Source organism: Brevibacterium sp. CBA3109, assembly GCF_040256645.1.
GTDB classification, from domain to species: domain Bacteria; phylum Actinomycetota; class Actinomycetes; order Actinomycetales; family Brevibacteriaceae; genus Brevibacterium; species Brevibacterium koreense.
In genome coordinates this window covers 2,926,187-2,948,931 of the sequence record NZ_CP158281.1, presented here as the reverse complement: position 1 = coordinate 2,948,931, position 22,745 = coordinate 2,926,187, and the positions used below count along the sequence as shown (strand labels likewise).

Below are 22,745 nucleotides of genomic sequence, written 5' to 3'. Positions count from 1 at the left end.
ACCTGCCGACCGACATGCGTTACAACGACAAGGTGTCGGCCCGCGCCTGCGGCGCACCCGTATGAGCACGGAATGTTGCGCTGGCGGAGGTTCACCGGGGTCAGAGGCGACGACCATCGCTGAGGATGTCGGTGTCCAGCCAGGCCGTCCTTGAGCCCCGGCAGAGTCGGATTGTCAGAAGAGCGTCTTGGAAGATGGCTATGGGATTGTGTGCACTGATGGAAGAGATCGACAGGACGGTGGCGACCCAGCGCTCATCTGGCGACGCGGTCTTCAGTCATCCTTGTCGATGGCGCTGAAGTCCTCGACATTGCGTGGTGTGCCGGCGATGAGCATCTCGTCATCGGCGTACAGCGTCACCTCCTGATCCGCGATGTCCCAGTGCCCGTCACCGTTACGCCGAAACGCCACGACTGTCACACCGTAGGTGCCGCGCAGATCGAAGGAGCTCAAAGGCGAGTCCGAGATACGCGTCGGCGGAGTCGTGCGGGCCAGAACGAAGTCCTCACTGATCGGCAGGAAGTCCGACATGTGTCCGCGGATCAGATGAGCCAGGCGACGGCCCATGTCGGTCTCCGGGCTGATCACATTCTCAATGCCGAGCTGATCGAGTATCTCCGCATGCGTCTGGCTGATCGCCTTGGCCCAGATGTGTCCGTTCCCGATCTTCAGGATCTTCGAGGCGGTGAGGATGCTCGCCTCGAGATCGCTGCCGATGGCAATCACCACTCGGCTGACCTCCTCGATGCCGAGCTGTCGCAGAACCGCCTCGTCGGTGGAGTCAGCCCGCGACACGAAGGCCAGCGTCTCCGAGTACTGGGCCACGACCGCATCATCGATATCGATGCCGATGACGTCGACGCCATGTGCAGCGAGTTCGGAGGCCAGCGACCCGCCGAAGCGTCCCAGGCCGATGACAGCGACTGCACCATGCCGCGCCAGCGGGCCGGGATCGCCCAGGAAGAACGCGGCTGGCCTCGCTCGCCAGGATTTCGTTGTCATATCAGTGTCCTTCCTCAATGCGTCGTGGATGCCGTTGCTGTGGAGATCCGGGGTGGTTGCGGCGGCGCAGTCTCGCCGAGTCAGTGCTCAGCCGATCAGCGGCCGTTCGACGGGCAGCTCGTAGCGAATGGTCCTGGCCCTCAGTGCCAGGGCCGAGGCGACCGTCACGGGGCCGAGGCGCCCGAGGATCATGGCAAGTATGAGTACACCCTGGCTCAGTCCGGGCAGCCCAGAGGTGATGCCGGTCGTCAAGCCCACGTTCGCGAAGGCAGAGATGACCTCGAAGAGTATCCGGTCCAGCCCGAGACCGGGGTTGTCGAGCATGATCAGCGACGTGGACAGGGCAACCATGCTCAGGGCGAGGACGATCACGGTCGTTGCCTGCCGATGCGCTGACTCGGCCACGCGGGCTCCGAACAGGTTTACTCTCGGTCCGCCGGTGACTTCGGCCCAGGTGATCGCCATCAGGACCATCACGGTCGTGATCTTCACACCGCCGGCAGTCCCCGCTGGACCACCGCCGACGAACATCAGGATGTCCATGCCGAACCAGGTCGCGGGATGCAGCTGCGAGATGTCGACGGAGTTGAAGCCCGCGGTCCGTGACGTCGTCGATTGGAACGCAGCGGTCTGCAGCTTGTCCCACCAATCAAGGTGGCCGAGTGTGCCGGGGTTGTTCCACTCAACGGCGGCGATGAATGCGGTGCCGCCGAGGAGCAGAACAGGCGCGACGACGAAGACGGCGCGAGTGGTCATGGACCATCGCAGAGGAGTTCTGTAGTGCCTGAAGAGTTCGATGAGCACCGGGTATCCCAGACCGCCCAGGATGATTCCCACAGCGATTGGTCCGCACACGAAGGGGTCCGTGGCGTAGGCCGTGAGACTGTCGTCCTTCAGTCCGAAGCCGGCGTTGTTGAAGGCGGAGACGGCGTGGAAGACCGCATCCCAGAGTGCATCGGCCGCAGGTTGCCCGTAGTAGAGCCAGAAACGCAGCAGCAGCGCCGAGGCGATCGCGAGTTCCGTGGCCACCGTGAGACCCAGGATCCGCAGCACCATCGGTTTGATACCGCCGATGTGGGAGCTCTTCGCCTCGGCCGCGACCGACTGCCGGAGGCGAAGCCCGACCTTGCCGGCCACGAGCATGGCCAGCAGGGTGGTGAGCAGAAGGATTCCGAGTCCACCGGCCTGGATCAGACCGAGAATCACGGCCTGGCCGAAGAATGTGAAATCGCCGCCGACGGAGAGGACTTCCAGCCCGGTCACGCTGATCGCCGAGGTGGAGGTGAAGAGCGCGGACAGAAGCGAGATTCCGCCGGGGGCCGTGGTGGCGGCTGGTGTCATCAGCAACCCTGTGCCGATGACCAACGCAGCTAGGTACGTCACGACCACTCGGTCGATGGCGCTGCGATGAGGGTTGTGCACGTTCGGGTACCTAGTCACGACTCGTCAGCACGGCTTCCGCTGTTGTCACCATGGATCCACAGTACAACTATCGGATCGCTTTCCAGCGGCACTGGCATGGGAGAACCCTGTGGCGGTGTCACCGGGCCAGACGAACCCCGTGAACGGTTACGATGTGCACGTACTGCACTATCCCCAGCAGCTCAGCAGCCCAGCAGCCCAGCAGCCCAGAGCAGCCGAGCAGACTATCCAGGAGAACAGTGATGGCAGAGAATATCCCCGCTCGCGCCGAACCACTCACCGACGTCGACGCGTCGTCGACCCGCGACCAAATGCTGGGCGAGCGTATGCGAGCTCCGGGACGGACGAAGCAGCGAGGCAAAGGGCGCATCCTGGCCAACACAATCCGTCACGTGGTCAATGACGAGGGGCTTGATCTGGCCGCGGGCCTGGCGTTCTACGCGCTTCTGTCGATGGCACCGGCAACCCTGGCCCTCGTGTCGATGCTCGGTGTGATCGGGGAGGCGAAGTCCACCACCGAGGCGGTCCTGGCTCTGGCCTCGGACCTGTCCTCCGAGGCATCCGAGGCGATTCGTCCGATCGTGACCGAGCTGGTGTCGACGCCGGCGGCTGGTCTCACGCTCATCGTCGGCGTCATCATCGCGATCTGGTCGTCGTCGAAGTACGTCGGTGCCTTCGGGCGGGCGGCGAACAGAGCCTATGCGGTGCAGGAGAGCCGACCCTTCTGGAAGCTCAAACCGATGATGCTGCTCATCACCCTGGTGCTGCTGCTCCTCATGGCGGCACTCGGTCTGCTGCTCGTGGTCTCCGGCCCCATCGCGGAGTCGCTCGGCCGTCTGGTCGGACTGGGGCCGGTGGCAGTGATGATCTGGAGTGTGGCCAGGTGGCCGGTGGTGATCGTCTTCGTCATGCTGATGATCGCCCTTCTCTACTTCGCGACCCCGAACGTGAAGAAGGCGAAGTTCCGCTGGTCGAGCATCGGAGCGTTCGTTGCGCTCATCATGCTGGTCATCGTCTCTTTGGGATTCGTCGTCTACATCAACAACTTCGACAACTACAACGCAGCCTATGGCGCTATCGGCGGTGTGATCGTCGGGTTCGTCTGGCTGTGGATGGTGAATCTGGCTCTCATCTTCGGTGCAGAGCTCGACGCTGAGATCGAAAGATCCCAGACTTCGGACTGAGATGGCAGGACTTCGGACTGGGCCGCTGAGTGTCGTAAGGTCACATCATGAGCTCCGATAGGTCCGAAACAACGACGTTCACGCCGGCGCTGCTGGGACTTGTGTGGACGGCGATGTTCGGATTCTCGGCGTTCTTCTTCAGCTATTCGACAATGGTCTCGATCGCCGCTGTCCACGGACTCTCCGCAGTCACTGGCGGATCGGTGCTGACGACCATGATGGTCGGCGTCATTGCAGCCCAGCCCTTCGCTCCATGGGTCGGCCAGGCGCTCGGGCTCAAGGGGGCTCTGTTCTTCGCCCTCGGGCTGCAGCTGTCGGGCCAGATCCTCGGTCTGGTTGTGCCTGCCCCGCTGCTTGGTCTTGTGCTGGCTGGGCTGTGTGGGGGAGTGGGCTTCGGGCTCTTCGTCGTGCTGGCCAATGCCGCTGTGCCGGCTACGACCTCCCCGGGCCGAATCGGCAAGGCGTTGGGGGTCTTTGGTGGGATCACCTCCTTGGCGGCCGCGGTCGGCGCGCCGCTTGGACTGTGGCTGGTCGGCACGGTTCCCGTGTGGACCTTCCGGACGATCGTGTGCGTCTCACTGCTCCTGGCAGTGCCGACCGTTGTGAAGTATCTTCCTGGGCGAGAGAGCATGCCTGAGCACGACCCCGCTGACGATTCGGGGGCTGTCGTCCGCACGGGTGGAACCGAACGCCGGTCCCGGGGCCGGACAGGCCGGACGATCGGAGAGGTGCTGAGCCTGATCGTCATGCTCTCTCCATTCCTCGTCGGCATGATCGTCTTCGGCCTCATTGTCGGGTTCGGGCCGGGCGAAGACGTCGCCGGTGCCGCACTGTTCATCGGCACGATGCAGGTCTCGGCCGTGATCGGCCGGTTCGTTGCCGGTGCCATCGCCGACCGTTTCTCGCCCTTCGCACTCAATCTTCTGGGCATCGTTCTGGCCGTCTCCGGATTGGTCGTCACTGTCGTCGTCGACGACGGACTGCTCTTCCTCGCGATGACGATCATCGGACTCGGGCTGGGCACGTTGCAGTCGGCGAGCCTGGTGATGGCCTTCTCCAACGTCAGCACACCGGCGAAGGCCAGCGTGGCCTGGAACATGAATTTCGATATCGGACTGGCCATCGCAGGAGTCCTCGGCGGACTCGGCTTCACCTATCTCGGCGACTCCGCAACATTCCTCGTCTGCGCCATTCTGCTGCTGTCAGCCGGAGTCTTCTCCTGGATGCTGCGAATCCTGCGGCGCTCGCGCTAGGCGCTGCGGCGCTTGCGATGAGTTCGTGGGCTGGTCTCGTCCAGTCCGGTCAGCACCCCACAGCTGCTAGACCTGTCCGTCACGATCATGGGGGTGTTTCTGAACGACGCGCTGAAGATGCGTCATCGGCCCGGAGGTCATGTGGCGGAGCGTGGTCAGGTTCAGCCAGGAGTGTTCTGTCCGTGCGAGTTCTTGATGAAGAAGGACCCGATGACACCGAATATGCCGATGACCGCGGCAACGAAGAAGGCGATGTTGGCGCCGTGGACCAGCCCTTCGACTCCGTAGACTTCGGGGTCGCGTGTTGTGGAGACCATGATGGTGACCAGGACAGCGGTACCCACCGAGGCAGCGATCTGCCGGAAGGTGTTGTTGAGTGCTGTGCCGTGGGGGATGAGGCGCTGCGGCAGCTGATTGAGTGCTGCCGTCGTGACTGGCATCATCACCATGGCCACACCGAACATGCGGATCGTATTGATGATCGCGAGGTAGTGGAACGTGGTGTCTGACTTCAATCCGGCGAACAGGAACGTGGTGACGGTGAGCAGAGTGAACCCGGCGACCGCGAGCCACCTGGCGCCGACGGCGTCGAAGATTCGCCCGGTGACCGGTGACATCAGTCCCATGACTGCCGCACCGGGCAGAAGCACGAGACCGGATTCCATGGCGGAGAAGTCATTCATGTTCTGCATGTAGAGCGGCAGGATCATCATGCCGCCGATCATGACGATGAACACGCACATGCCCAGGGCAGTGTTGAGGGTGAACATGCGGTAGCGGAGCACCCGGAACTCGAGCATCGGCTGCTCCAACCTGAGCTGGCGCGGTACGAAGATGGCCAGTGAGACCACGCCGACGACCAGCGGAATGAGGACCTCGAGACTCAGCCAGCCTGCATCGCCGGCGGTGCCGAAGCCGAAGAGCAGCCCGCCGAAGCCGAATGTCGAGAGGATGATCGAGAGAACGTCGAGCTTGGGGTAGGTGCGTTCGGTGACGTTCTTGAGGATGAAGTAGGCGAAGATGAAGTCGATGATCGCGATCGGCAGCATCATGTAGAAGAGGGTCTCCCACGGCAGATGATCGACGATCCAGCCGGAGAGGCTCGGGCCGATAGCCGGGGCGAAGGCGATGACGAGACCGAACGTGCCCATCGCAGTACCGCGCTTCTCCACCGGGAAGATCGCGAAGAGAATGGTCTGCATCAGCGGCATGATGATGCCGCCGCTCGACGCTTGGATCACTCGTCCCAGGAGAAGGACCGGATAGGTAGGTGCCAGCGCACAGACGAGTGTGCCGACGATGAAGAGCACCATCGCGGTGAGGAACAGCCCTCGCGTCGTGAACTTCTGGATCAGGAAGGCCGTGATCGGAATCATGATGCCGTTGACCAGCATGAAGCTCGTCGTCACCCACTGCGCAGCGCTCGCCGAGATGTCGAAGGACTGCATGAATGCGGGCAGTGCAGTATTGAGCAGAGTCTGGTTGAGGATGATGACGAAGGCACCGGAGACGAGGACCGCAAGAACCACATTCCGGTTGATCGGCTTGCCGTCGCCCGTTGTGTACTGCTCACTGTCCTCTTGTGTCACTGAAATGCCTTCTTTCTCCTCAACTTCTGCTCACACCGGCACAGTCGGCGGCAGTGCATATCCGTCAGTCCGCACTGTGTGTGGGCTCAACCGCGCCGTGCGAGTCTACTCTCCGTCGGATCGGACTCTAGGGTCAGGGTATCGGCAGAGGGCAAGACCGGGGTGTCAGGGAGAGGTCGCGGAGAGGATCGGTTGGCCTCAGTTGCCGGGTGAGACACGGATGTGGTTGCTGTCGGGGTCGGCGATGACGGTGACGCTCTCGTCCATCCACTCGGCAAAGAGGGTGTTCCCCGTCGAGGTGGCCGACAGCTGCAGTTGGCTGACCACATCGAAATCCTGGCTCCCGCCCGGGCTCGGGAGCTTGCACCTGAGCGGGCCGAGCACAGGGCTGGGATGCACCAATCGTAGTAACAGGGTAGGTTGCAGATGTCGAAAGGGTGAAGGGGGTGACCTTAGGCCGATGGGGCTCGTTCTGGGTTCGTGGTGCTGACTGGCTTCGACTATTCGCTGTTCTTCGCGTTGCCTGGTGCCCTGTTGGGCCTGGTCATCGGTCTACCGGCCGATGCCGTATTTCGTCTCTGCCTTCGCGCATTGTTCGGGCGAGTGAGCGCAACTGCCTTCTTCTTCGCCCTCGGTGCCGTCTCCGCACTTCTCGGATTCGTCGTCTTCGTCATGGTGGTCGGCGGACCATCATCGTATACCTATGACTCAGCGTCGAGTGTTGCAGCGACGCTTGCGGGTCCCGTCCTGGTGGCGGGAGTGTTGAGCGCTGTTGCGTCGTTGCGCATCGTCGAACCGGCCGAAGCCGTCACCGTGACCAGCCTCGGCGACTAGCAGCTGAAGCAACCAGCGGCCGAGGCACCTATCCGATCACACGACCCGGGTCGGTGGGGATTTCGTCTTCGACGGATCCGTTTCGGGCAGATCACCGAGGGCATCATCGATGCGGGCGAGCACCTCGGCGTCGAGCTTCACACCGGACGCGGCGACGTTCGACTCCACCTGCTCTGGGCGCGATGCCCCGACGAGCGCGGTGGCCACATTGTCGTTGGCAAGCACCCAGGCGATTGCGAGCTGGGCCATCGTCAGTCCGAGGTCTGCTGCGATCGGTTCGAGCTTGGCGACGGCGTTGAGCGTCTCATCGTCGAGATAGCGGCCGGTGATCATGTCCTTGCCGCCCTTCTCATCGGTGGCACGTGATCCGGCGGGGGCAGGCTGACCGGGCTTGTATTTGCCGGTGAGCACACCTTGGGCGATCGGGGACCACACGACCTGGGAGATCCCGAGCTCTTTGGAGGCCGGGACGACCTCGGATTCGATGACGCGCCAGAGCATGTTGTACTGGGGCTGGTTCGACACGAGCTGGATGCCCAGGTCGCGGGCCAGATAGTGCGCGGCACGCAGCTGATCGGCGTTCCATTCGCTGACTCCGATGTAGAGGGCCTTGCCGGCGCGGACGAGATCCGCGAACGCCTGCATGGTCTCTTCCAGTGGGGTCTCGTAGTCGTAGCGATGCGCCTGATAGAGGTCGACGTAGTCGGTGCCCAACCGGGACAGGGAGCCGTTGATCGACTCCATGATGTGTTTGCGGGACAGACCCGTGTCGTTGTGACCCTTGGGGCCGGTCGGGAAATAGACCTTGGTGAAGATCTCCAGGGATTCGCGCCGCTGTCCCTTGAGCGCATCGCCGAGGACCTGCTCGGCCACGGTGTTCGCGTACACGTCCGCGGTGTCGAAGGTCGAGATGCCGGCATCGAGAGCCGCATGAACGCACTTCGTCGCGGTCTCGTTCTCTACCTGGGAACCGTGCGTGAGCCAGTTTCCGTAGGTGATCTCCGAGATCTTCAGGCCGCTGTTTCCAAGATATCTGTGTTCCATGGACCCAGCCTACTCGCGTGGCTGTGCTTGGGAAGGGGAATCGGCGAATTGCGTGAAAAGACGATGATTGTGCATCCGGGCGCTCACGAGGTGATCGAGCCTTACCCCCGCCGGAGCAGCGTCGATTCGAATGCTGCCGATGCCCTCGCCGAGGTTGCTGTCGGCGGTGCGTTCTCCGCGAGGTGTCCGCGCAGGATGTCTGCGAATCCGGCGGAGTCGCCCGTGCGCAGGTGCTTGACCAGCAAGGCGTGCTCGGCGATGATCTCTTCGCACCGGTCGAGGAGCCGCTCACCCGAAGCGAAGAGGATGAAACGGTGCCGGTCGGAGAGCTGCGAATAGAGTTCCAGCATCACCTGGTTGTCGCCGGCCTCGACGAAGCCGCGATGGAACTCAAGCGTCAGGTCGATGAACCCGGCGACGTCTCCTGAATCGAAGGCCTCTCGCTGCGCCGCGATCGAGCGCTCGAGGGCGTCGGCCAGTTTCTGCCGCGGCGCATCCGGGGCCCGGTCGACCGCTGTCGTCTCCAACACGAAGCGGGCGTCGGCGAGTTCGGCGACGGTGCGCACATCGACTCCCTGGACGATGGCTCCTCGCTTGGGGTAGATGAGAATCCACCCCTCGTCCTGCAGGCGAGCAAGAGCCACCCGCACCGGTGTACGGCTGACCGCGAGATCGGCCGCCAGACCGGTTTCGCCCAGCATGGTTCCCGGTTGGTGGGTGCCGTTGAGGATCTGGGTGCGGATGAGCTGATAGGCGCGCTCGGCTGCGCTGGTGCTGCCGCTGCTGCTCGTCGCCACCGTCTTCTCCTCATCTGCCGTGCAGAAGGTGTCCTTCTGTTCTGATCTTCACCGTACTTGAGATGTCTCTGAAGTGCGCTCTGCTGAGCCGACCGGATCTCGTCGGCCAGGCCAGCGCATCAGGGGAACGGCTCGAATCGAGAATGCCAGGGCGATGAGGAGAACGATGGTGGCCATCATGTTGATCCACAGGAATCCTCCCGCCTCGAGCACGGTTCCGGCCATCGCTGCCATGAGGGCACCGCCGAGGTTCATCGCCGAGTCCGATGCACCCTGCAAGGTGACCTTCGCATGCTGTGGCACCGAGGCTGTCAGCAGTGCCGACCCGCCGATGAGGAACATCGACCAGCCCACACCAAGGAGGATGAGCGCCGTGCTCAACAGGACCATAGACGAGACTTCGGCCGCGGCATCGATGATGCCGAGGGTGATCGAGGTGGCGAAGACGATGACTCCACCGGCGATCACCGTTCCCGGCCCAAAACGATCGGCCATCCACCCGAACACGGGGGAGAGCGCGTACATGCCTGCGATGTGCACGCTGACGACGATGCCGATCGCGCCGAGGGAGAACGACTGATGGTCCATGTGCACAGGGGTCATGACCATGACGTTGGTCATCATCATCTGGCCGGCGATGATCGTGATCATCGCAAACAGCGGCACCGGGCGGGCCAGTGCGAAACGCAGTGCCGGAACCAGCTTCATCGTCGGTGGTTCGTCCCTCGGCTCGCTGGACTCAGCGGTCGCCTCGGCGGCACCTGGCTTGATCTTCCTGGTCAGCGTCGACGCGACCAGGGTCGCCAGGCCGAAGGCGGTCATCGAGATCAGGTAGGGCCCGGCCAGTTCGTTCATGCCCAGTGCCGCGCCGAGGTGTGCGCCCGGCGCCGTGAAGCTGGGCCCGAGGACGGAGCCGATCGTCGTCGCCCACACCACCAGTGACATGGCCCGCCCGGCATTTGCGGGATCGACGAGGTCGACCGCGGCATAGCGGGCCTGCAGGCCGGAGGCCGTCGCGGAGCCGCACATCATCATGCCCACCATGAACAGGGGCAGGAACTGGAGCGCAACGCCGAGGAGGACGACCGTCGCACCCAGGGCGCCGATGCCGAATCCCAGGGTCAGCGCGGTGCGTCGACCGGCCTTGCCCGCCAGCACTGCCAGGGGGTAGGCGATGAGACCTGCGCCGAGGATGACGCTCATCTGGGCGATGCCCGCCATCGAGGTCTTGCCCGTGATCTCTTCGGCCAGCAGACCGCCGACCGCGTAGCCGGATGCGATTCCGGCTCCGGACAGCAGCTGCGCGGTGATCAGTTTGGCCTGTGCGCGCGTGCGGGTCTTCATCGACGCCTTCCAAGGTCTGCGAAATATACCCACACAACGTATCTTGGATCCATCTTGGATACAAGATGGTCTCATGGTCGCCGAGGTGGGTCGTCATCGCTGCCGGCAATCGACTGAGCACCGAGGATAGGGACAAATGCGGACTTCTCAACGCCGTCGGCGACGATTCCGATGTTGAGGACCGGACGCTGGAGTGCGTTCATGCCGAGAACAAGGCTTGCCCGCCGAGGTGTCTGTGGGGTGAGATGGACAAGTGGAATTTCTGGGGTTGGTGCTCGTCGGCGTTCTGGTCGGACTGGCCACAGTGCTGTTCGGATTCGGCGGCGGCTTCGTCACCGTCCCGATCATCACCCTCGTCCACGCCGATCTCGGCAGTGACACGGCACGGGTGGCCGCAGCCACCTCGGCGCTGGTCATGCTCGTCAACGCCGTCGTCTCTACGGTCTCGACCAAGCGCGAAACACTGGCGCATCTCACCGGGAAATGGAGGCTGTTCATCGTCCTGGCGGCAGGTGGAGCCTTCGGCGCATTCTGCGCGAAATTCGCCCCCGAAGCGCTGCTGAAATGGGGGTTCGTCATCTACATCGCCGTGACCGCCATCGACCTGCTGGCCCGACCCGGATTCTTCCGCCGAGGTGGACCGAAGATCCGCTCAAGGGTCCCAAGCGGTGCTGCGGTCGGGGCCGATGACAATCTCAGAGATGTCGGTAGTGGCATCGCGGCCCTGTTCGGATTTCCCATCGGTGGCCTGGCGTCGTTCCTCGGCGTCGGCGGCAGCGTGATGACGGTGCCGATGATGCGCCGGTCCGGGCGACGATGACCGTGGCGACCACGCTGGCCAACCCGCTGACCTTGGTGATCATGCTCCCTGCGGTCCTTGTCACGATCACCACCCATGCTTCCATCGCGGTGCCGGGGATGGTGGGCTCGGTGGACCTGCGCTCGGCGCTCGCCCTGCTCATCGGTGCGATCCCACTGATCGTGCTGCTGCGTCGCCGCGTGCCCAGGATCCCGGAGATCATCCACGCGTGGGGTTACTTCATCCTGCTCATCACCGCCGGGGCCGTCGTCGCCCTGTCCTAAGGCGGGTGCCGCCCAGCGAACCCTGGCCGCGGCGCGGCGTCGAGGCCTGAGCTTGCGCCGGGGCGCGGCGCCGAAGCCTGAGCTTGCGCTGGGGCGCGGCGCCGAGGGGACCACTTATCATCGACGGGCTACTCTATACCCTGCTCCCGCGACGGTAAGTGGGCCGCTCGATGCTGCAGAGTCTGACCTACGTGATGAGACTGTCTGTCCTCAGGTGGCCGGCTCCGGGCTCTACCCGTTCCGGCGGCGATCGCGCAGCACGGTGGGCAAGCCGAAGTAGATGGGTGGCCGCGTGGCGACGTCCGGCGGGCGGGCAGAGTTTCCGCTGCCATCAGATCCTGCGCCACTAGACCCTGTGCCACCAGATCCTGTGTCATCAGACCCTGTGTCACTCGTATCGCTGAGCGCCCAGGCGCTCTCCCAGCTGATGAGTTCCCCGGCATGGCAGACGGGATCCCCGCCTCCATAGGGTGGTTCGGCCCATAGCCACAGGTTGACTCCGTATTCGATGAGGGTGAACTTCGCATCCCGGCCCCGGGCCGTGTTCTCCTTGACCAGTCCAGATCGTACCCGCGCCGAGGCGGTCTCGAGTTGCGTCCACCCGTCCTGTCGGTGAGGGAGGAAGATCCACGTCCCCGCGGGGACCTGTTCGGGCACAACCGCCTCGGCGGTGATGATCTCGATGAACTCATCTCCAGCACCGGAATCGGCCACTGTGAACGCGCCGTCACTGTCGAGGAGGTCGGGGAAGCAAGCCAGGGCCACCTCAGCGGTGGGGGAGACGATGAGGATATGGGCAGCCTCAGCGCGAAAGTCGTCGAGGCTCAAGCAGGTGAACGAGTCTGCGCGCATCGTGGCGAGTACCTGGAGCCAGTGACCGGGAACCGGGACCTCTGTGACCAGGCGCGAGGTCTGTGGTCGCTCGGAATCGTGTCGCATGACTGGCCATCCCTTCTGTCGCCGCTGATAACGAATTCGTCTCTATCTCCCCGCAAGTCCTGCTACGGGCACGATTCAGTCATATCATTTCCGTAGTGGATCGGGGGCCGGCAGCATTGCCGGTCACGGTCCACGACCACGTTCTCACCCTTGTTCACGACTGGACACCCATGCGCTTCTCCTCCTTCCTCAACCATGCCACGAATCGCCTGTGGGCAGGCGTGGTCTTCGCTCTCATCACGGTCCTCAGCCTCGCTCTGCTCTCCGCCTGCGCCGACGGTGGCGACGTCGAGGTCAGCGCCGATGATGCATCCTGGACCTTGGAATCAAGCCCACCGACTGCAGCGACGGCCGAATCCGAGGCCGAGACTGAGGCCACGACACCCAATGAGTCCAGCGAGGAGGAGGATATGTCAGAGGAGACCGAACAAGGCCGGGCCGGCGGATCGACTCCGGGCACAGCTCTGGCGATGCTGGACGAACTGGCGGTCAAGGGCCGGGCTCCGAAGACCGGCTACGACGCAGACCTCTTCTCATGGCGTTCGGACGCGGACCACAATGGCTGCGACACCCGCAACGACGTGCTGCGCCGCGACCTGCGCGGCATCACCCTCAAGGCGGGGTCGAAGGGCTGCGTCGTCATCGCCGGTGACCTCAGTGATCAGTACAAGGGTGAGACTTACGCCTTCGACCGGAGTCCGAACAACATCGACATCGACCACATCGTCGCCCGGTCCAACGCCTGGCAGACCGGTGCCGCGACGTTCGACGAGGACACTCTCAAAGATCTCGGCAACGACCCGCTCAACCTGTTGGCCGTGAGCTCGAGCCTCAACCGGCAGAAGGGCGATGGCGACGCCGCGACCTGGTTGCCACCGGCCAAGAGCTACCGATGCGAATACGTCTCCCGTCAGATCGCGATCAAGCACAAGTACGACCTGTGGGTGGTCAAGGCGGAGAAGACCGCGATGAAGCGAGTGCTCGGCGCGTGCAATGACCAGCCCGCGTTCACGAAGAATGTCGCCTGGCCGGACCCGGGCGAGGGCGACAACGTGACGACGGCGAAGGAGCAGCCGAGTTCGAAGAAGAAGACCAACTCCGGGTCGGGGCCGAAGTCGTCAGAGTCGGGGACGGGATCGTCCGGTTCCGTCTTCTACAAGAACTGCACCGCGGCCCGTGACGCCGGTGCTGCACCCGTTCGCCGAGGTGACCCGGGGTATGCGTCTCATCTCGACCGTGACGGCGATGGCGTCGGCTGCGAATAGTCGCCGAGGCGGCTGATCTCCCATGTTTGAGGGCCGTTTCATTTTCAACAGATAACGAATCGATGAACGAATGGGTGGAAGTGACCATTATTGGGACAACCTGCCCTAACATTTCAAGCGTGCCCATTTCGATGATCTCCGCAGTCGCTGCTCGCAGCACTCGAATTCGGGCAGTGTCCCTTCCTGTCATAATTGTCTTCACGTTGCTCTCCGGGTGCGCGGGCGGCAGCGTGACCCAGGTCGCCGGAAGCGAAGTCGCGTGGTCGACCGGCGGGGGAGGCTCCGCGGATTCCGACCCGGTGCCCTCACGACCTGCAGCCTCGGCAGCGCCTGCCTCCCGACCTCGACCGCACGATGCCCCGGAGGCGCCCGCGAATTCGGGCCCTGACGTCTCGGCACAGAACGAGGCGAAGCCTGCAGCCGACGGCGAAGACGGCAGCGATTCTTCACAGCGCAGCGTCAGCACCGCGGACCTGGGCGCGGCACGGTCGATGCTCGAAGAGCTTGCGGTCAAGGTCAAAGAGCACAGGACCGGTTACGACTCGGATCTCTTCGACTGGGCTTCAGATGTCGATGACAACGGCTGCGATACTCACAACGATGCGCTCAGGCGCGACCTCAAGGATCTTGAGATCGAGGCGGGGACGAATGGGTGTGTTGTTGCAGCCGGTGATCTCGACGACGACTACCTTGGTGAGTCGTCTGCCTTCGAGCGCGGATCCGCCAATCTCGGCATCGATCTCATCGTCTCCGGTTCCAACGCCCGGCAGACCGGAGCCTCGTCCATGTCCGTTGATGAACTTAAGGAGTTCGGCAACGACCCGCTCAATCTGCTGACAGTCAGCGCGAAAGTCATTCGGCAGAAGGGCAGTGGGGACGCAGCCGCCTGGCTGCCGCCGAACGAGGACTTCCACTGCGAATACGTATCCAGGCAGATCGCGGTCAAGCACAAGTACGGACTGTGGGTGGCCGCTGCTGAGAAGGATGGCATGGAGGCCGCGCTCGACACGTGTGCGGATCAGCCTGCCTTCACCAAGGCAGTGGCCTGGCCGGAACCGGGCGAGGGTGAGAGCGTGAAGGCCGAGTCCGCCTCGACTGAATCAGCTGCCGAGGACGTCCCTGCGGAGTCTTCGGAGAAGACCGCGGAGGCCCACTCAGCGGAGTCCGCAACGACTCCGGCTGACGGCGATGCAGATCGCTCGACCGCAGACTCGGCGACCACTGCACCGAAGGATTAGGCCGCGAACAGTCGCCGAGGCGGCCGCTGAGCGGGCTGCGGCCCCTGAGCCGAGCAGGTTGCAGACCATGCCGATCGGATTTCCACCCGAGCGTCGACGACGGGCGCACGGCCAGCTGCACATCGCCAGTTCCGGGCCGTGTCAGGAGAAGAGCGTGATCCCGAAGATCGCGAAGACGACGAGGTGGGCCGCACCGTGAACAGCAGTCACCCGCTTTGCTGCGAAGGTCGTCACCGACAGCAGCAGGGTGAGGGCGAACAGGAGCAGGTTCGCAGGGGATTCGGCGAGCACGATCGGCTGTTCGGTGAGCAACCCGATGAGCAGCACGGTCGGAATGGTCAGCCCCACAGTTGACACCTGCGCACCGTGGCACAGATTGCTCACTCGCTGGATCTCGCCCTGCCACGCCGCTCTCACCGAGGTGATCGTCTCCGGGAGGAAGACGATGAGCGCGATGACGACCCCGGATAGAGCCACAGGAGCGCCGAGGCGACCCAAGCCGTCATCGAGCAGCGACGCCATATCGTGGGAGAGCAGGACGATGGGCGTAACTGTGGCGATGAGAAGTGCCAGGCGAACAATGATCTCGGTGCGGTGGGTGGAGATGACCTCGCCGATGCTCTGCCTGGCAGGTTCGTCCTCGACGGCTGTGGTCGTTGCCTCACCCATCTCGGTGCCGGCCGTGGCCCCACCGCCTACCTCAGCGGGCTGCGTCAGTCGCGGATCGACCTCGTGGAAGTCGGCGGCCTGAGCACCCATCTGACGAAAAAGGAAGAAGATGTAGATGCCGATCGTGATGACGATGATCGGGATCTCCTGCCATTGTTCGTAGCTGCCGTTCGTGCCGATGAGTGCGGGCAGGGCGAAGGCGAGAGCGGCGAGGACGATGATGAGCGACAGATACGTCGAGACCCCCGTGCGGTTATGGGCGAGGCTGCCGTGTTTGAGCCCGGCCACCAGGAGGCACAGTCCGATGACGCCGCCCAGGATGATCATCGACACGGCCATAACCGAGTCTCGGGCGATGGTGGCATGCTCGCCGGGTCCCAGAAGGACTGCGGCGATGAGCACCACTTCGATGAGCACGATCGAGAGGGTGAGGACGAGGGAACCATAGGGATCGCCGAGGCGGCGGGCCAGGTGCTCGGCCTCGTGGACGACGCCGAAGGCACAGATGAGGATGACGCCGACGATGATGATCAGTGCGGTGACGAGAAGTGGGCCCGGAACAGGTGGAGCCAGCAGTGGGCCTACGAAAAGGAGCGCGACGAAGGCGCCCCAGCCGAGGATGAGGCGAAGGATGGCAGCAGGAGTGAGGATGTTGCGAATTGCTGCAGTCATGACGGGCGTTCCTATTCTTCGAGGCCGTCCTCATCGTGACTGAATGCGTTCGGGTCGTCCCGACCGTTTCTTGCCTGTGGTGCTCAGTTCCCAGGATATCGAGACTTCAGTGGCTAGAACAAACCTGGCAATTGCGATAGGTGCGAAAAACTTCACGGCATAGCGGCAAGGGTTTGCGAAGCTTTCGACGTGCGCAGAACATGAGCGTAAACATCTGGCGAGAGCAGTCGGAGGCAGTCCAGCATGTCCGCGTGAGTGGTCTCAGGGTCAATGGTTGGTGTAAAGAGTGGCTCGTGATGTGCGATTCGATTGCGCAGAGCATTCACTGCTGAGATCTGAGCGTCGATGATGCTACGGGATGTGCCGTGGGGAAAAGCCGTATGAAGATAAGGAACCCAGACGCTCTTCTCCATTGCTTTCGTCGTGAGCTGGCGCCAGAACCCAAATGTTAATTCGGCAATGACTTTCCCGGGGTCTGCATTCCCATATCCACATTTTCTGATCGCGTCATCAACATTCTTTCGTGTCCGAAAGTTGACGTCCGAGCCGCGCTTGATCCCATTGACAAGTTTCGTGCGCCAGATTGGCATCACAGCGGGGGATTCTGCGTGCAGTAACCAGTGCGGACTGTGTGGCCAAGCGGTGGAGATGGCTATGTCGTAGGCGTTGCGGAGTGCGACCTCGAAGTGCGCAATATCGTGCATGAGGTCCTGGCCGAGTTCGACGTTCCACTCGTATAGTGCCAGCGCTCGCGAGCGGTCGCCGTTGCATTCGTCAATGTATCGCTAGAAGCGCGCAGCTCCGAGCCAGGAGTCTATCCACTGGTCAGACATGAAAAAAGTATCTCAAAAAATCAGTGCCCCGGCGACATGGTCGAAACCAGCGGTCCACACGGGGCTTACGCCTCTGAGTATACTGCGCAGTGCATTCTCGCTGCAACTCCACGACGAGACTCAGATAAGCAGCCCGGATGCCACGCTCGGTGCCTCATATACTTTTGCCCGCGAAATGGTGGACCCTCGGAAGCTATGGGGAGTGAACTGTCGATGGCGTCGCTCACGCGATCCGCGCCCTGCTCGCACGAGAGTCGCGAACCTTGCTCCCTGGCCCCGCCTTCAGTCGGGTCCCACGGGCAGGACCCCTTACCTCGCAATCACGACACGACTTACGCCGCGATCACGAGACGATCGTGGCGTCGATGAGCACCGGGCCAGAGGCGTCGAGTGCCTCCCGATAGGCGGAGGCGAACTCGGCACGGTTCGACGTCTGCTTGGCGGGAACCCCGTAGCCGCGGGCCAGCGAGACGAAGTCGATGCCGCCCAGAGCCAGCCCGGGAACCTTGGGCACACCCATGTGCTGGGCAAAACCTGCCAGGGCGCCGTAGCCGGAGTTGTTGACGATGACGAACACCGTCCGCGTCTGCAGTTGAGCCGCCGTATACAGCGCGGTGATGCCGTAGTTCGCCGAGCCGTCACCGACGGTCGCCACGATCGTCTTCTCTGGTGCCCCGATTGCCATCCCGACGGCAACGGGAAGACCGAAGCCCAGACCACCTGAGGCCGGGAAGGCGTACATTCCGGGCCTGTCGATGGCGACTCGCTCGAGGTAGTCGAGATCCAAGGTGGTGGTCTCATTGACGTAGGACACCGAGTCATCGACGTGCTCGTTGAGCACCTCGAGAACTTCTCCGCCGGTCATTCCCTCCGCCGAGGTGGGGGCCGGGCTCATGATCCGGCAGCCGCGCTCGCCGCGACGCGTACCGCGATCGGTGATCTGTGCCGCAAGGGTCACAGCGGTGCTGGCGACATCGGTGATGACGGCCTTGCCGAACGGTGCCCGAGTGGCCTCGCGCGGGTCCTGGGTGATCTGGATGACCTCGGTGCCAGGGCTCAGATAGTTCGAGGGCTCCCAACGGTGATATCTGAACACGGCGGCCCCCAGCACCAGGACGACATCATGGTCGGCCAGTTGGTCACGCACGGACTGGATCCCGGGGACCAGGACTCCCTCGAAGTTCGGATGGGTCGTCGGGAAGGGACAGCGGGTGGGGGAGGGCGCAATATATACAGAGGCGTCGAGCTTCTCCGCCAGCGACGTCACTGCCTCCATGACGTTCGGATCTATGACAGCGGCAGCATCGACCTGGGGGCCAACGACGAGGGCGGGACGCTTCGCCCCATCAAGCGAGGCGAGCAGCTCCCGTTCAAGATCTGGATCGAGACCCCGCCCGGTCGAGACCGATCGTGCCGCCAGCAGGTCATCATCGGCGAGCGCCGGTTCGTCCCAATCGTCCAAGGGAACCGACACATAGACGGGCCCACTTGGCTGGGTGACTGCCTCGAAGGCGGCCTGGGACAGGGTCCGCGGGACGTCAGCGGCCGACAACGGCTCATGGGAGTACTTCACCAGCGGCATCGGCAGAGTGGCGGCATCCGCGCTGGCCAGCATGGTCTCCTGGCCGACCGTCCGGCGGACCTGTTGGCCGGCGAGGATGACCAGCGGAACGTGGCCGTAATGGGCGTTGGTCAGCGCCCCCATCCCGTTGCCGGACCCGGATGCCGCATGCAGGTTGACCAGAACCGGACGTCCTGTGACGCGTGAGAAACCTTCGGCCATGCCGACGACGACCTGTTCATGGAGGCCGAGGATGAAGCGGAAGTCATCGCCGAGTCCGGCGAGGAATGGCAGTTCGTTCGATCCGGGGTTGCCGAAGATCGTCGTCATTCCGTGGGCGCGGAAGACATCCAGGCTTGCCTGAAGGACAGTCGTGCCAGTCGTGGTCATTGACCTCTCTGCTTTCGTCCGGGGAGGGGTGAGTGCGATGACGCTCAGGACCGAAGCGATCCTATTTCGGAGCGTACCCCGGTCCGGTGCGGGTCGGCGAAGTCCTCCATCACCCGGGCGAAGACTGCAGGTCGGTCACAGCCTCATGCCGGCCGCCTCAGGCAGGGGAGAGGAACGCGGCGATGCGCTCCAGGGTCTGGTCCGCCAGCGAGTAGTAGGACCAGATGCCTCGCTTCTCCCGGTGGAGGACGCCTGCGTCGACGAGGATCTTCAGGTGGTGTGAGACCGTGGGCTGGCCCAGTCCGACCGGATCGATGAGGTCGCACGCGCAGGCTTCATTGCCCTCATGGGCGGCGACCAGGGAGACCAGGCGCAGACGCGTCGGGTCGGCGAGTGCCTTGAGTATCCGAGCGAAGTCCTGCGCCTGCCCCTGGTCCAGGGGTTCGCCAGTCAGTGTTGTGCAGCAGGTCGCCGAGGCGGGTGCGGGCAAAATCTGTTCAGTGGTCACTTCTCCATTATGCCCATACATTGACAGTTGTCGATATGTGATGCTTAGATTCATATCGATACCCATCGATGTTTATGGCCGGATGTCTCCAGCCATGAGCAGATTCGTCCCAGGAGCACGATGAGCACACCAGCGACCGCCACCACCAACGAGCCGGCCCAGGCCAAGCTGTCCACGCTCGACCGATTTCTGCCGGTGTGGATCATCGCAGCGATGATCATCGGGTTGTTGCTGGGCCGCCTCGTGCCAGGACTCGCAGTCGCTCTCGACTCGGTGAAGGTCGCCGATGTGTCATTGCCGATTGCTCTGGGGCTGCTGGTGATGATGTATCCGGTGCTGGCCAAGGTCCGCTACAACGAGACCGGGCGCGTGCTCGCCGATAAGAAGCTGATGATCACGTCTCTGCTCATCAACTGGCTGGCCGCCCCTGCCTTCATGTTCGCCCTCGCCTGGATCTTCCTCCCCGATCTCCCCGAGTATCGGACGGGACTGATCATCGTCGGCCTTGCTCGCTGCATTGCCATGGTCCTGATCTGGAACGATCTCGCCTGCGGTGACCGCGAGGCCGCTGCCGTCCTCGTTGCGATCAACTCTGTCTTCCAGGTCCTCGCCTTCGGTCTCCTCGGCTGGTTCTACCTGCAGTGGCTGCCGAACCTCCTCGGACTGCCGACGACGAGTGGCGAATTCTCCTTCTGGGCGATCACGCTGAGCGTCCTCGTCTTCCTCGGCATCCCTTTGTTGGCAGGTTTCCTTACTCGCACCATCGGTGAGAAGACCAAGGGGCGGACCTGGTACGAAGACCGGTTCCTGCCGAAGATCGGACCCTTTGCACTCTACGGGCTGCTGTTCACCATCGTCTTGCTCTTCGCACTCCAGGGCGATGAGATCACCTCGAATCCTTTGAACGTCGCCCGCATCGCCCTGCCGCTGCTCATCTACTTCATCGTCGTCTTCGCCGTCGGCATGATTGTGGGACGTGGGCTGAAGCTGGGATATGAGAAGACGACCACCCTGGCCTTCACCGCCGCCGGCAACAACTTCGAACTCGCGATCGCCGTGGCCATCGGCACCTACGGTGTTGCCTCCGGACAGGCCCTGGCCGGAGTTGTCGGCCCACTCATCGAGGTCCCCATCCTCGTCGCCCTCGTCTACGTGGCCCTGTGGTCACGACGCCGCTTCTTCCCCGAGTACGCCTGGCATCCGACGCATGCGAAACGACAGGAGCCGCAGACATGACAACAGTCGAACACAGGCCCACCGTCCTCTTCGTCTGCGTCCACAATGCCGGCCGCTCGCAGATGGCAGCCGGGTTCCTCCGTGAGCTCGGAGGTGGGAGAGTCGAGGTCCGCTCTGCCGGCAGCGCACCGGGGAACATGCTCAACCCCACCGCCGCCGAGGCGATGGCCGAGGTCGGTATCGACATCACCGACCAGCATCCGACGATTCTCACCCCGGACACGGTCGAGACCTCGGATGTGGTGATCACCATGGGCTGCGGCGATGCCTGCCCCATCTTCCCCGGCAAGCGCTACGAAGACTGGGCGCTTGAGGACCCCGCGGGGCAGGGCATTGATGCGGTGCGTGCCATCCGCGACGATATCCGCGCCCGCATCCACGAGCTGCTCACCAGTTTGTCCGTTGCCACCAATCCCAACGCCTCCACAACTTCCGCAGAGGATGCTTCATGACTGAGTCCACACCACTGTCCGAACTTCCGGTTGCCATCATCGGTGCCGGCCCGGTCGGTCTGGCTGCCGCCGCACACGTCATCGCTCGCGACATGGTACCGCTCGTCTTCGAATCAGGCACGACACCAGCTGCAGCTGTCAGCGCGTGGGGCCACATCGGTCTCTTCTCGCCGTGGAAGTACAACATCGACCACGCTGCACGAACGCTGCTCGAGCCGACAGGCTGGGTGGAACCCGAAGCAGACCACCTGCCCACCGGGGTCGAACTCGTCGCAGAGTATCTTGCCCCATTGGCTGCGACGCCGCAGCTGAGCAACGCGATTCACACGCAGACACGGGTCATCGCCGTCAGCCGCGTCGGCAAAGACCGCACGCGCACCCCAGGCCGCGGCGACACCCCATTCCTCGTCCGCACCCGGAACGAGCGCGGAGAGATTGAGGATCACTTCGTTCGTGCCGTCATCGACACCTCAGGCACCTGGGAGACCCCGAACCCGCTGGGTCAGGCAGGGCTGCCGGCCATCGGTGAACCCGCAGCCCGAGAGGCAGGGCTCGTGACCTCACCGTTGCCCGACGTCCTCGGCCGGGACCGGGCACAGTTCGCAGGCCGCCACACGCTTGTCGTGGGAGCCGGTCACTCGGCGGCCAACACTCTGCTGGCTTTGGGAGATCTGTGCGAGGCCGAACCGGGTACCCGCATCAGCTGGGCCATCCGCGGTTCCGATCCCGGAAGTGTCTACGGTGGTGGCGACCAGGACGGACTCCCAGCGCGCGGCGCACTCGGCACCCGACTGCGCCACCTCGTCGAGGCCGGACACATAGAGGTGCACACCTCGGTGACGATCACGAACGTCGCCATTACGAACGTGGCCAGCGCCACCCCGACCGGCACCTCGGCGACTCACACCACGAGCGAACTCACGGTCACTGGCACCACCCCCGCGGGGACAGTCTCCCTCGACGTTGACCGGGTTGTTCCGACCACAGGGTTCCGGCCCAACCTCAGCTTCCTCCGCGAAATCCGACTCGACCTCGATCCGATCGTCGAGGCGCCCACCGGACTGGGACCACTCATCGATCCGGAATACCACAGCTGCGGCACCGTCGAACCCCACGGAGCCCGCCTCCTGGCCCACCCGGAGACGGACTTCTACATCGCCGGCATGAAATCCTACGGTCGCGCACCCACGTTCCTCATGGCCACCGGCTACGAGCAGGTTCGCTCGATCGTCGCCGCCATCGCCGGCGACCAGGAAGCGGCCGACTCGGTCGAACTCGCGCTTCCCGAAACCGGAGTGTGCTCGGCCGACATCGGCTCATCGTGTGATGCGCCGTCGGTCGTCACGGTGACTGCCGACAGCGGGTGCTGTGCGCCTGCGCCCACGGATGAGGCCGAGAGCTGCTGCGAGCCAGCGCCCGCAGGCTGAGGA

23 protein-coding genes are annotated in these 22,745 nt (G+C 63.6%); 10 read left to right on the top strand and 13 right to left on the bottom strand.

Annotation, left to right across the window (positions count from 1 at the left end):
• Nucleotides 1–273: 273 nt before the first annotated feature.
• Both AAFP32_RS13510 and AAFP32_RS13505 read right to left on the bottom strand, forming a co-directional pair.
• Complete coding sequence (locus tag AAFP32_RS13510) at nucleotides 274–1,002, bottom strand: TrkA family potassium uptake protein (protein ID WP_350269554.1); 729 nt, start codon at nucleotides 1,000–1,002, stop codon at nucleotides 274–276.
• Between the two features lie 87 nt (nucleotides 1,003–1,089).
• On the bottom strand, nucleotides 1,090–2,424 hold the full coding sequence (locus tag AAFP32_RS13505; RefSeq protein WP_350269553.1) for a TrkH family potassium uptake protein: 1,335 nt from the start codon (nucleotides 2,422–2,424) through the stop codon (nucleotides 1,090–1,092).
• A 242-nt stretch (nucleotides 2,425–2,666) separates the two neighbouring features.
• Between AAFP32_RS13505 and AAFP32_RS13500 the strand changes: the two genes are divergently transcribed.
• The gene (locus AAFP32_RS13500; protein ID WP_233430435.1) at nucleotides 2,667–3,608 is read left to right on the top strand and encodes a YihY/virulence factor BrkB family protein; all 942 of its coding nucleotides are present in this window, start codon (nucleotides 2,667–2,669) and stop codon (nucleotides 3,606–3,608) included.
• Between the two features lie 47 nt (nucleotides 3,609–3,655).
• Nucleotides 3,656–4,861 (top strand): MFS transporter, encoded by a 1,206-nt coding sequence (locus tag AAFP32_RS13495; RefSeq protein ID WP_101643063.1) that lies wholly within the window; start codon nucleotides 3,656–3,658, stop codon nucleotides 4,859–4,861.
• A gap of 161 nt (nucleotides 4,862–5,022) precedes the next feature.
• On the opposite strand, the gene AAFP32_RS13490 is transcribed toward AAFP32_RS13495, so the two are convergent.
• Nucleotides 5,023–6,450: an MDR family MFS transporter gene (locus AAFP32_RS13490; protein WP_101643061.1), complete on the bottom strand. Its 1,428-nt coding sequence runs from the start codon at nucleotides 6,448–6,450 to the stop codon at nucleotides 5,023–5,025.
• 198 nt (nucleotides 6,451–6,648) lie between these two features.
• Nucleotides 6,649–6,777, bottom strand: coding sequence for a hypothetical protein (locus AAFP32_RS13485; protein WP_350269552.1), 129 nt, complete (start codon nucleotides 6,775–6,777; stop codon nucleotides 6,649–6,651).
• A gap of 156 nt (nucleotides 6,778–6,933) precedes the next feature.
• On the opposite strand from AAFP32_RS13485, the gene AAFP32_RS13480 reads away from it, so the two are divergent.
• Nucleotides 6,934–7,284 carry a hypothetical protein gene (locus AAFP32_RS13480; protein ID WP_350269551.1) on the top strand — a complete coding sequence of 117 codons (351 nt, stop codon included), beginning with the start codon at nucleotides 6,934–6,936 and terminating at the stop codon, nucleotides 7,282–7,284.
• A gap of 36 nt (nucleotides 7,285–7,320) precedes the next feature.
• Here AAFP32_RS13480 and AAFP32_RS13475 read toward each other — a convergent pair whose 3' ends face one another.
• The 4 genes from AAFP32_RS13475 to AAFP32_RS13460 all read right to left on the bottom strand — a co-directional run bounded on the left by AAFP32_RS13475 (nucleotide 7,321) and on the right by AAFP32_RS13460 (nucleotide 10,672).
• Nucleotides 7,321–8,328, bottom strand: a complete 1,008-nt coding sequence (locus tag AAFP32_RS13475) for an aldo/keto reductase family protein (protein WP_350269550.1) — start codon at nucleotides 8,326–8,328, stop codon at nucleotides 7,321–7,323.
• 101 nt (nucleotides 8,329–8,429) lie between these two features.
• On the bottom strand, nucleotides 8,430–9,125 hold the full coding sequence (locus AAFP32_RS13470; RefSeq protein WP_350269549.1) for a GntR family transcriptional regulator: 696 nt from the start codon (nucleotides 9,123–9,125) through the stop codon (nucleotides 8,430–8,432).
• A gap of 48 nt (nucleotides 9,126–9,173) precedes the next feature.
• Nucleotides 9,174–10,469: an MFS transporter gene (locus tag AAFP32_RS13465; protein ID WP_350269548.1), complete on the bottom strand. Its 1,296-nt coding sequence runs from the start codon at nucleotides 10,467–10,469 to the stop codon at nucleotides 9,174–9,176.
• Nucleotides 10,470–10,540: 71 nt separating this feature from the next.
• Nucleotides 10,541–10,672, bottom strand: coding sequence for a hypothetical protein (locus AAFP32_RS13460; protein ID WP_350269547.1), 132 nt, complete (start codon nucleotides 10,670–10,672; stop codon nucleotides 10,541–10,543).
• Nucleotides 10,673–10,722: 50 nt separating this feature from the next.
• Here AAFP32_RS13460 and AAFP32_RS13455 point away from each other — a divergent pair, with 50 nt between their 5' ends.
• On the top strand, nucleotides 10,723–11,289 hold the full coding sequence (locus AAFP32_RS13455) for a sulfite exporter TauE/SafE family protein (protein ID WP_350269546.1): 567 nt from the start codon (nucleotides 10,723–10,725) through the stop codon (nucleotides 11,287–11,289).
• Entirely contained in the window at nucleotides 11,286–11,552 is a 267-nt protein-coding gene (locus AAFP32_RS13450; protein WP_350269545.1) for a hypothetical protein, read from the top strand. Before AAFP32_RS13455 ends, AAFP32_RS13450 begins: the two co-directional genes overlap by 4 nt.
• A gap of 231 nt (nucleotides 11,553–11,783) precedes the next feature.
• On the opposite strand, the gene AAFP32_RS13445 is transcribed toward AAFP32_RS13450, so the two are convergent.
• Nucleotides 11,784–12,491, bottom strand: a complete 708-nt coding sequence (locus tag AAFP32_RS13445; protein ID WP_350269544.1) for a hypothetical protein — start codon at nucleotides 12,489–12,491, stop codon at nucleotides 11,784–11,786.
• Between the two features lie 170 nt (nucleotides 12,492–12,661).
• On the opposite strand from AAFP32_RS13445, the gene AAFP32_RS13440 reads away from it, so the two are divergent.
• Both AAFP32_RS13440 and AAFP32_RS13435 read left to right on the top strand, forming a co-directional pair.
• Nucleotides 12,662–13,756 carry a GmrSD restriction endonuclease domain-containing protein gene (locus AAFP32_RS13440; RefSeq protein WP_350269543.1) on the top strand — a complete coding sequence of 365 codons (1,095 nt, stop codon included), beginning with the start codon at nucleotides 12,662–12,664 and terminating at the stop codon, nucleotides 13,754–13,756.
• 119 nt (nucleotides 13,757–13,875) lie between these two features.
• On the top strand, nucleotides 13,876–14,994 hold the full coding sequence (locus AAFP32_RS13435) for an HNH endonuclease family protein (protein WP_350269542.1): 1,119 nt from the start codon (nucleotides 13,876–13,878) through the stop codon (nucleotides 14,992–14,994).
• Between the two features lie 141 nt (nucleotides 14,995–15,135).
• Here AAFP32_RS13435 and AAFP32_RS13430 read toward each other — a convergent pair whose 3' ends face one another.
• The 4 genes from AAFP32_RS13430 to AAFP32_RS13415 all read right to left on the bottom strand — a co-directional run bounded on the left by AAFP32_RS13430 (nucleotide 15,136) and on the right by AAFP32_RS13415 (nucleotide 19,627).
• Nucleotides 15,136–16,335 (bottom strand): calcium:proton antiporter, encoded by a 1,200-nt coding sequence (locus AAFP32_RS13430; RefSeq protein ID WP_350269541.1) that lies wholly within the window; start codon nucleotides 16,333–16,335, stop codon nucleotides 15,136–15,138.
• Between the two features lie 152 nt (nucleotides 16,336–16,487).
• Nucleotides 16,488–17,039 (bottom strand): hypothetical protein, encoded by a 552-nt coding sequence (locus AAFP32_RS13425; protein WP_350269540.1) that lies wholly within the window; start codon nucleotides 17,037–17,039, stop codon nucleotides 16,488–16,490.
• A 472-nt stretch (nucleotides 17,040–17,511) separates the two neighbouring features.
• On the bottom strand, nucleotides 17,512–19,119 hold the full coding sequence (gene mdlC, locus AAFP32_RS13420) for a benzoylformate decarboxylase (RefSeq protein ID WP_350269539.1): 1,608 nt from the start codon (nucleotides 19,117–19,119) through the stop codon (nucleotides 17,512–17,514).
• Between the two features lie 157 nt (nucleotides 19,120–19,276).
• A complete protein-coding gene (locus AAFP32_RS13415; protein ID WP_350269538.1) occupies nucleotides 19,277–19,627 on the bottom strand; it encodes a metalloregulator ArsR/SmtB family transcription factor in 351 nt (116 codons plus the stop codon).
• A gap of 120 nt (nucleotides 19,628–19,747) precedes the next feature.
• Here AAFP32_RS13415 and arsB point away from each other — a divergent pair, with 120 nt between their 5' ends.
• Genes arsB through AAFP32_RS13400 form a run of 3 tightly spaced genes read left to right on the top strand, consistent with a single transcriptional unit; the run spans nucleotide 19,748 to nucleotide 22,742 of the window.
• Nucleotides 19,748–20,863 carry an ACR3 family arsenite efflux transporter gene (gene arsB / locus AAFP32_RS13410; protein WP_350269537.1) on the top strand — a complete coding sequence of 372 codons (1,116 nt, stop codon included), beginning with the start codon at nucleotides 19,748–19,750 and terminating at the stop codon, nucleotides 20,861–20,863.
• Nucleotides 20,860–21,315, top strand: coding sequence for an arsenate reductase ArsC (locus AAFP32_RS13405; protein ID WP_350269536.1), 456 nt, complete (start codon nucleotides 20,860–20,862; stop codon nucleotides 21,313–21,315). Before arsB ends, AAFP32_RS13405 begins: the two co-directional genes overlap by 4 nt.
• The gene (locus AAFP32_RS13400) at nucleotides 21,312–22,742 is read left to right on the top strand and encodes a flavoprotein (RefSeq protein ID WP_350269535.1); all 1,431 of its coding nucleotides are present in this window, start codon (nucleotides 21,312–21,314) and stop codon (nucleotides 22,740–22,742) included. The genes AAFP32_RS13405 and AAFP32_RS13400 overlap by 4 nt, the downstream gene beginning before the upstream one ends.
• Nucleotides 22,743–22,745 lie beyond the last annotated feature (3 nt).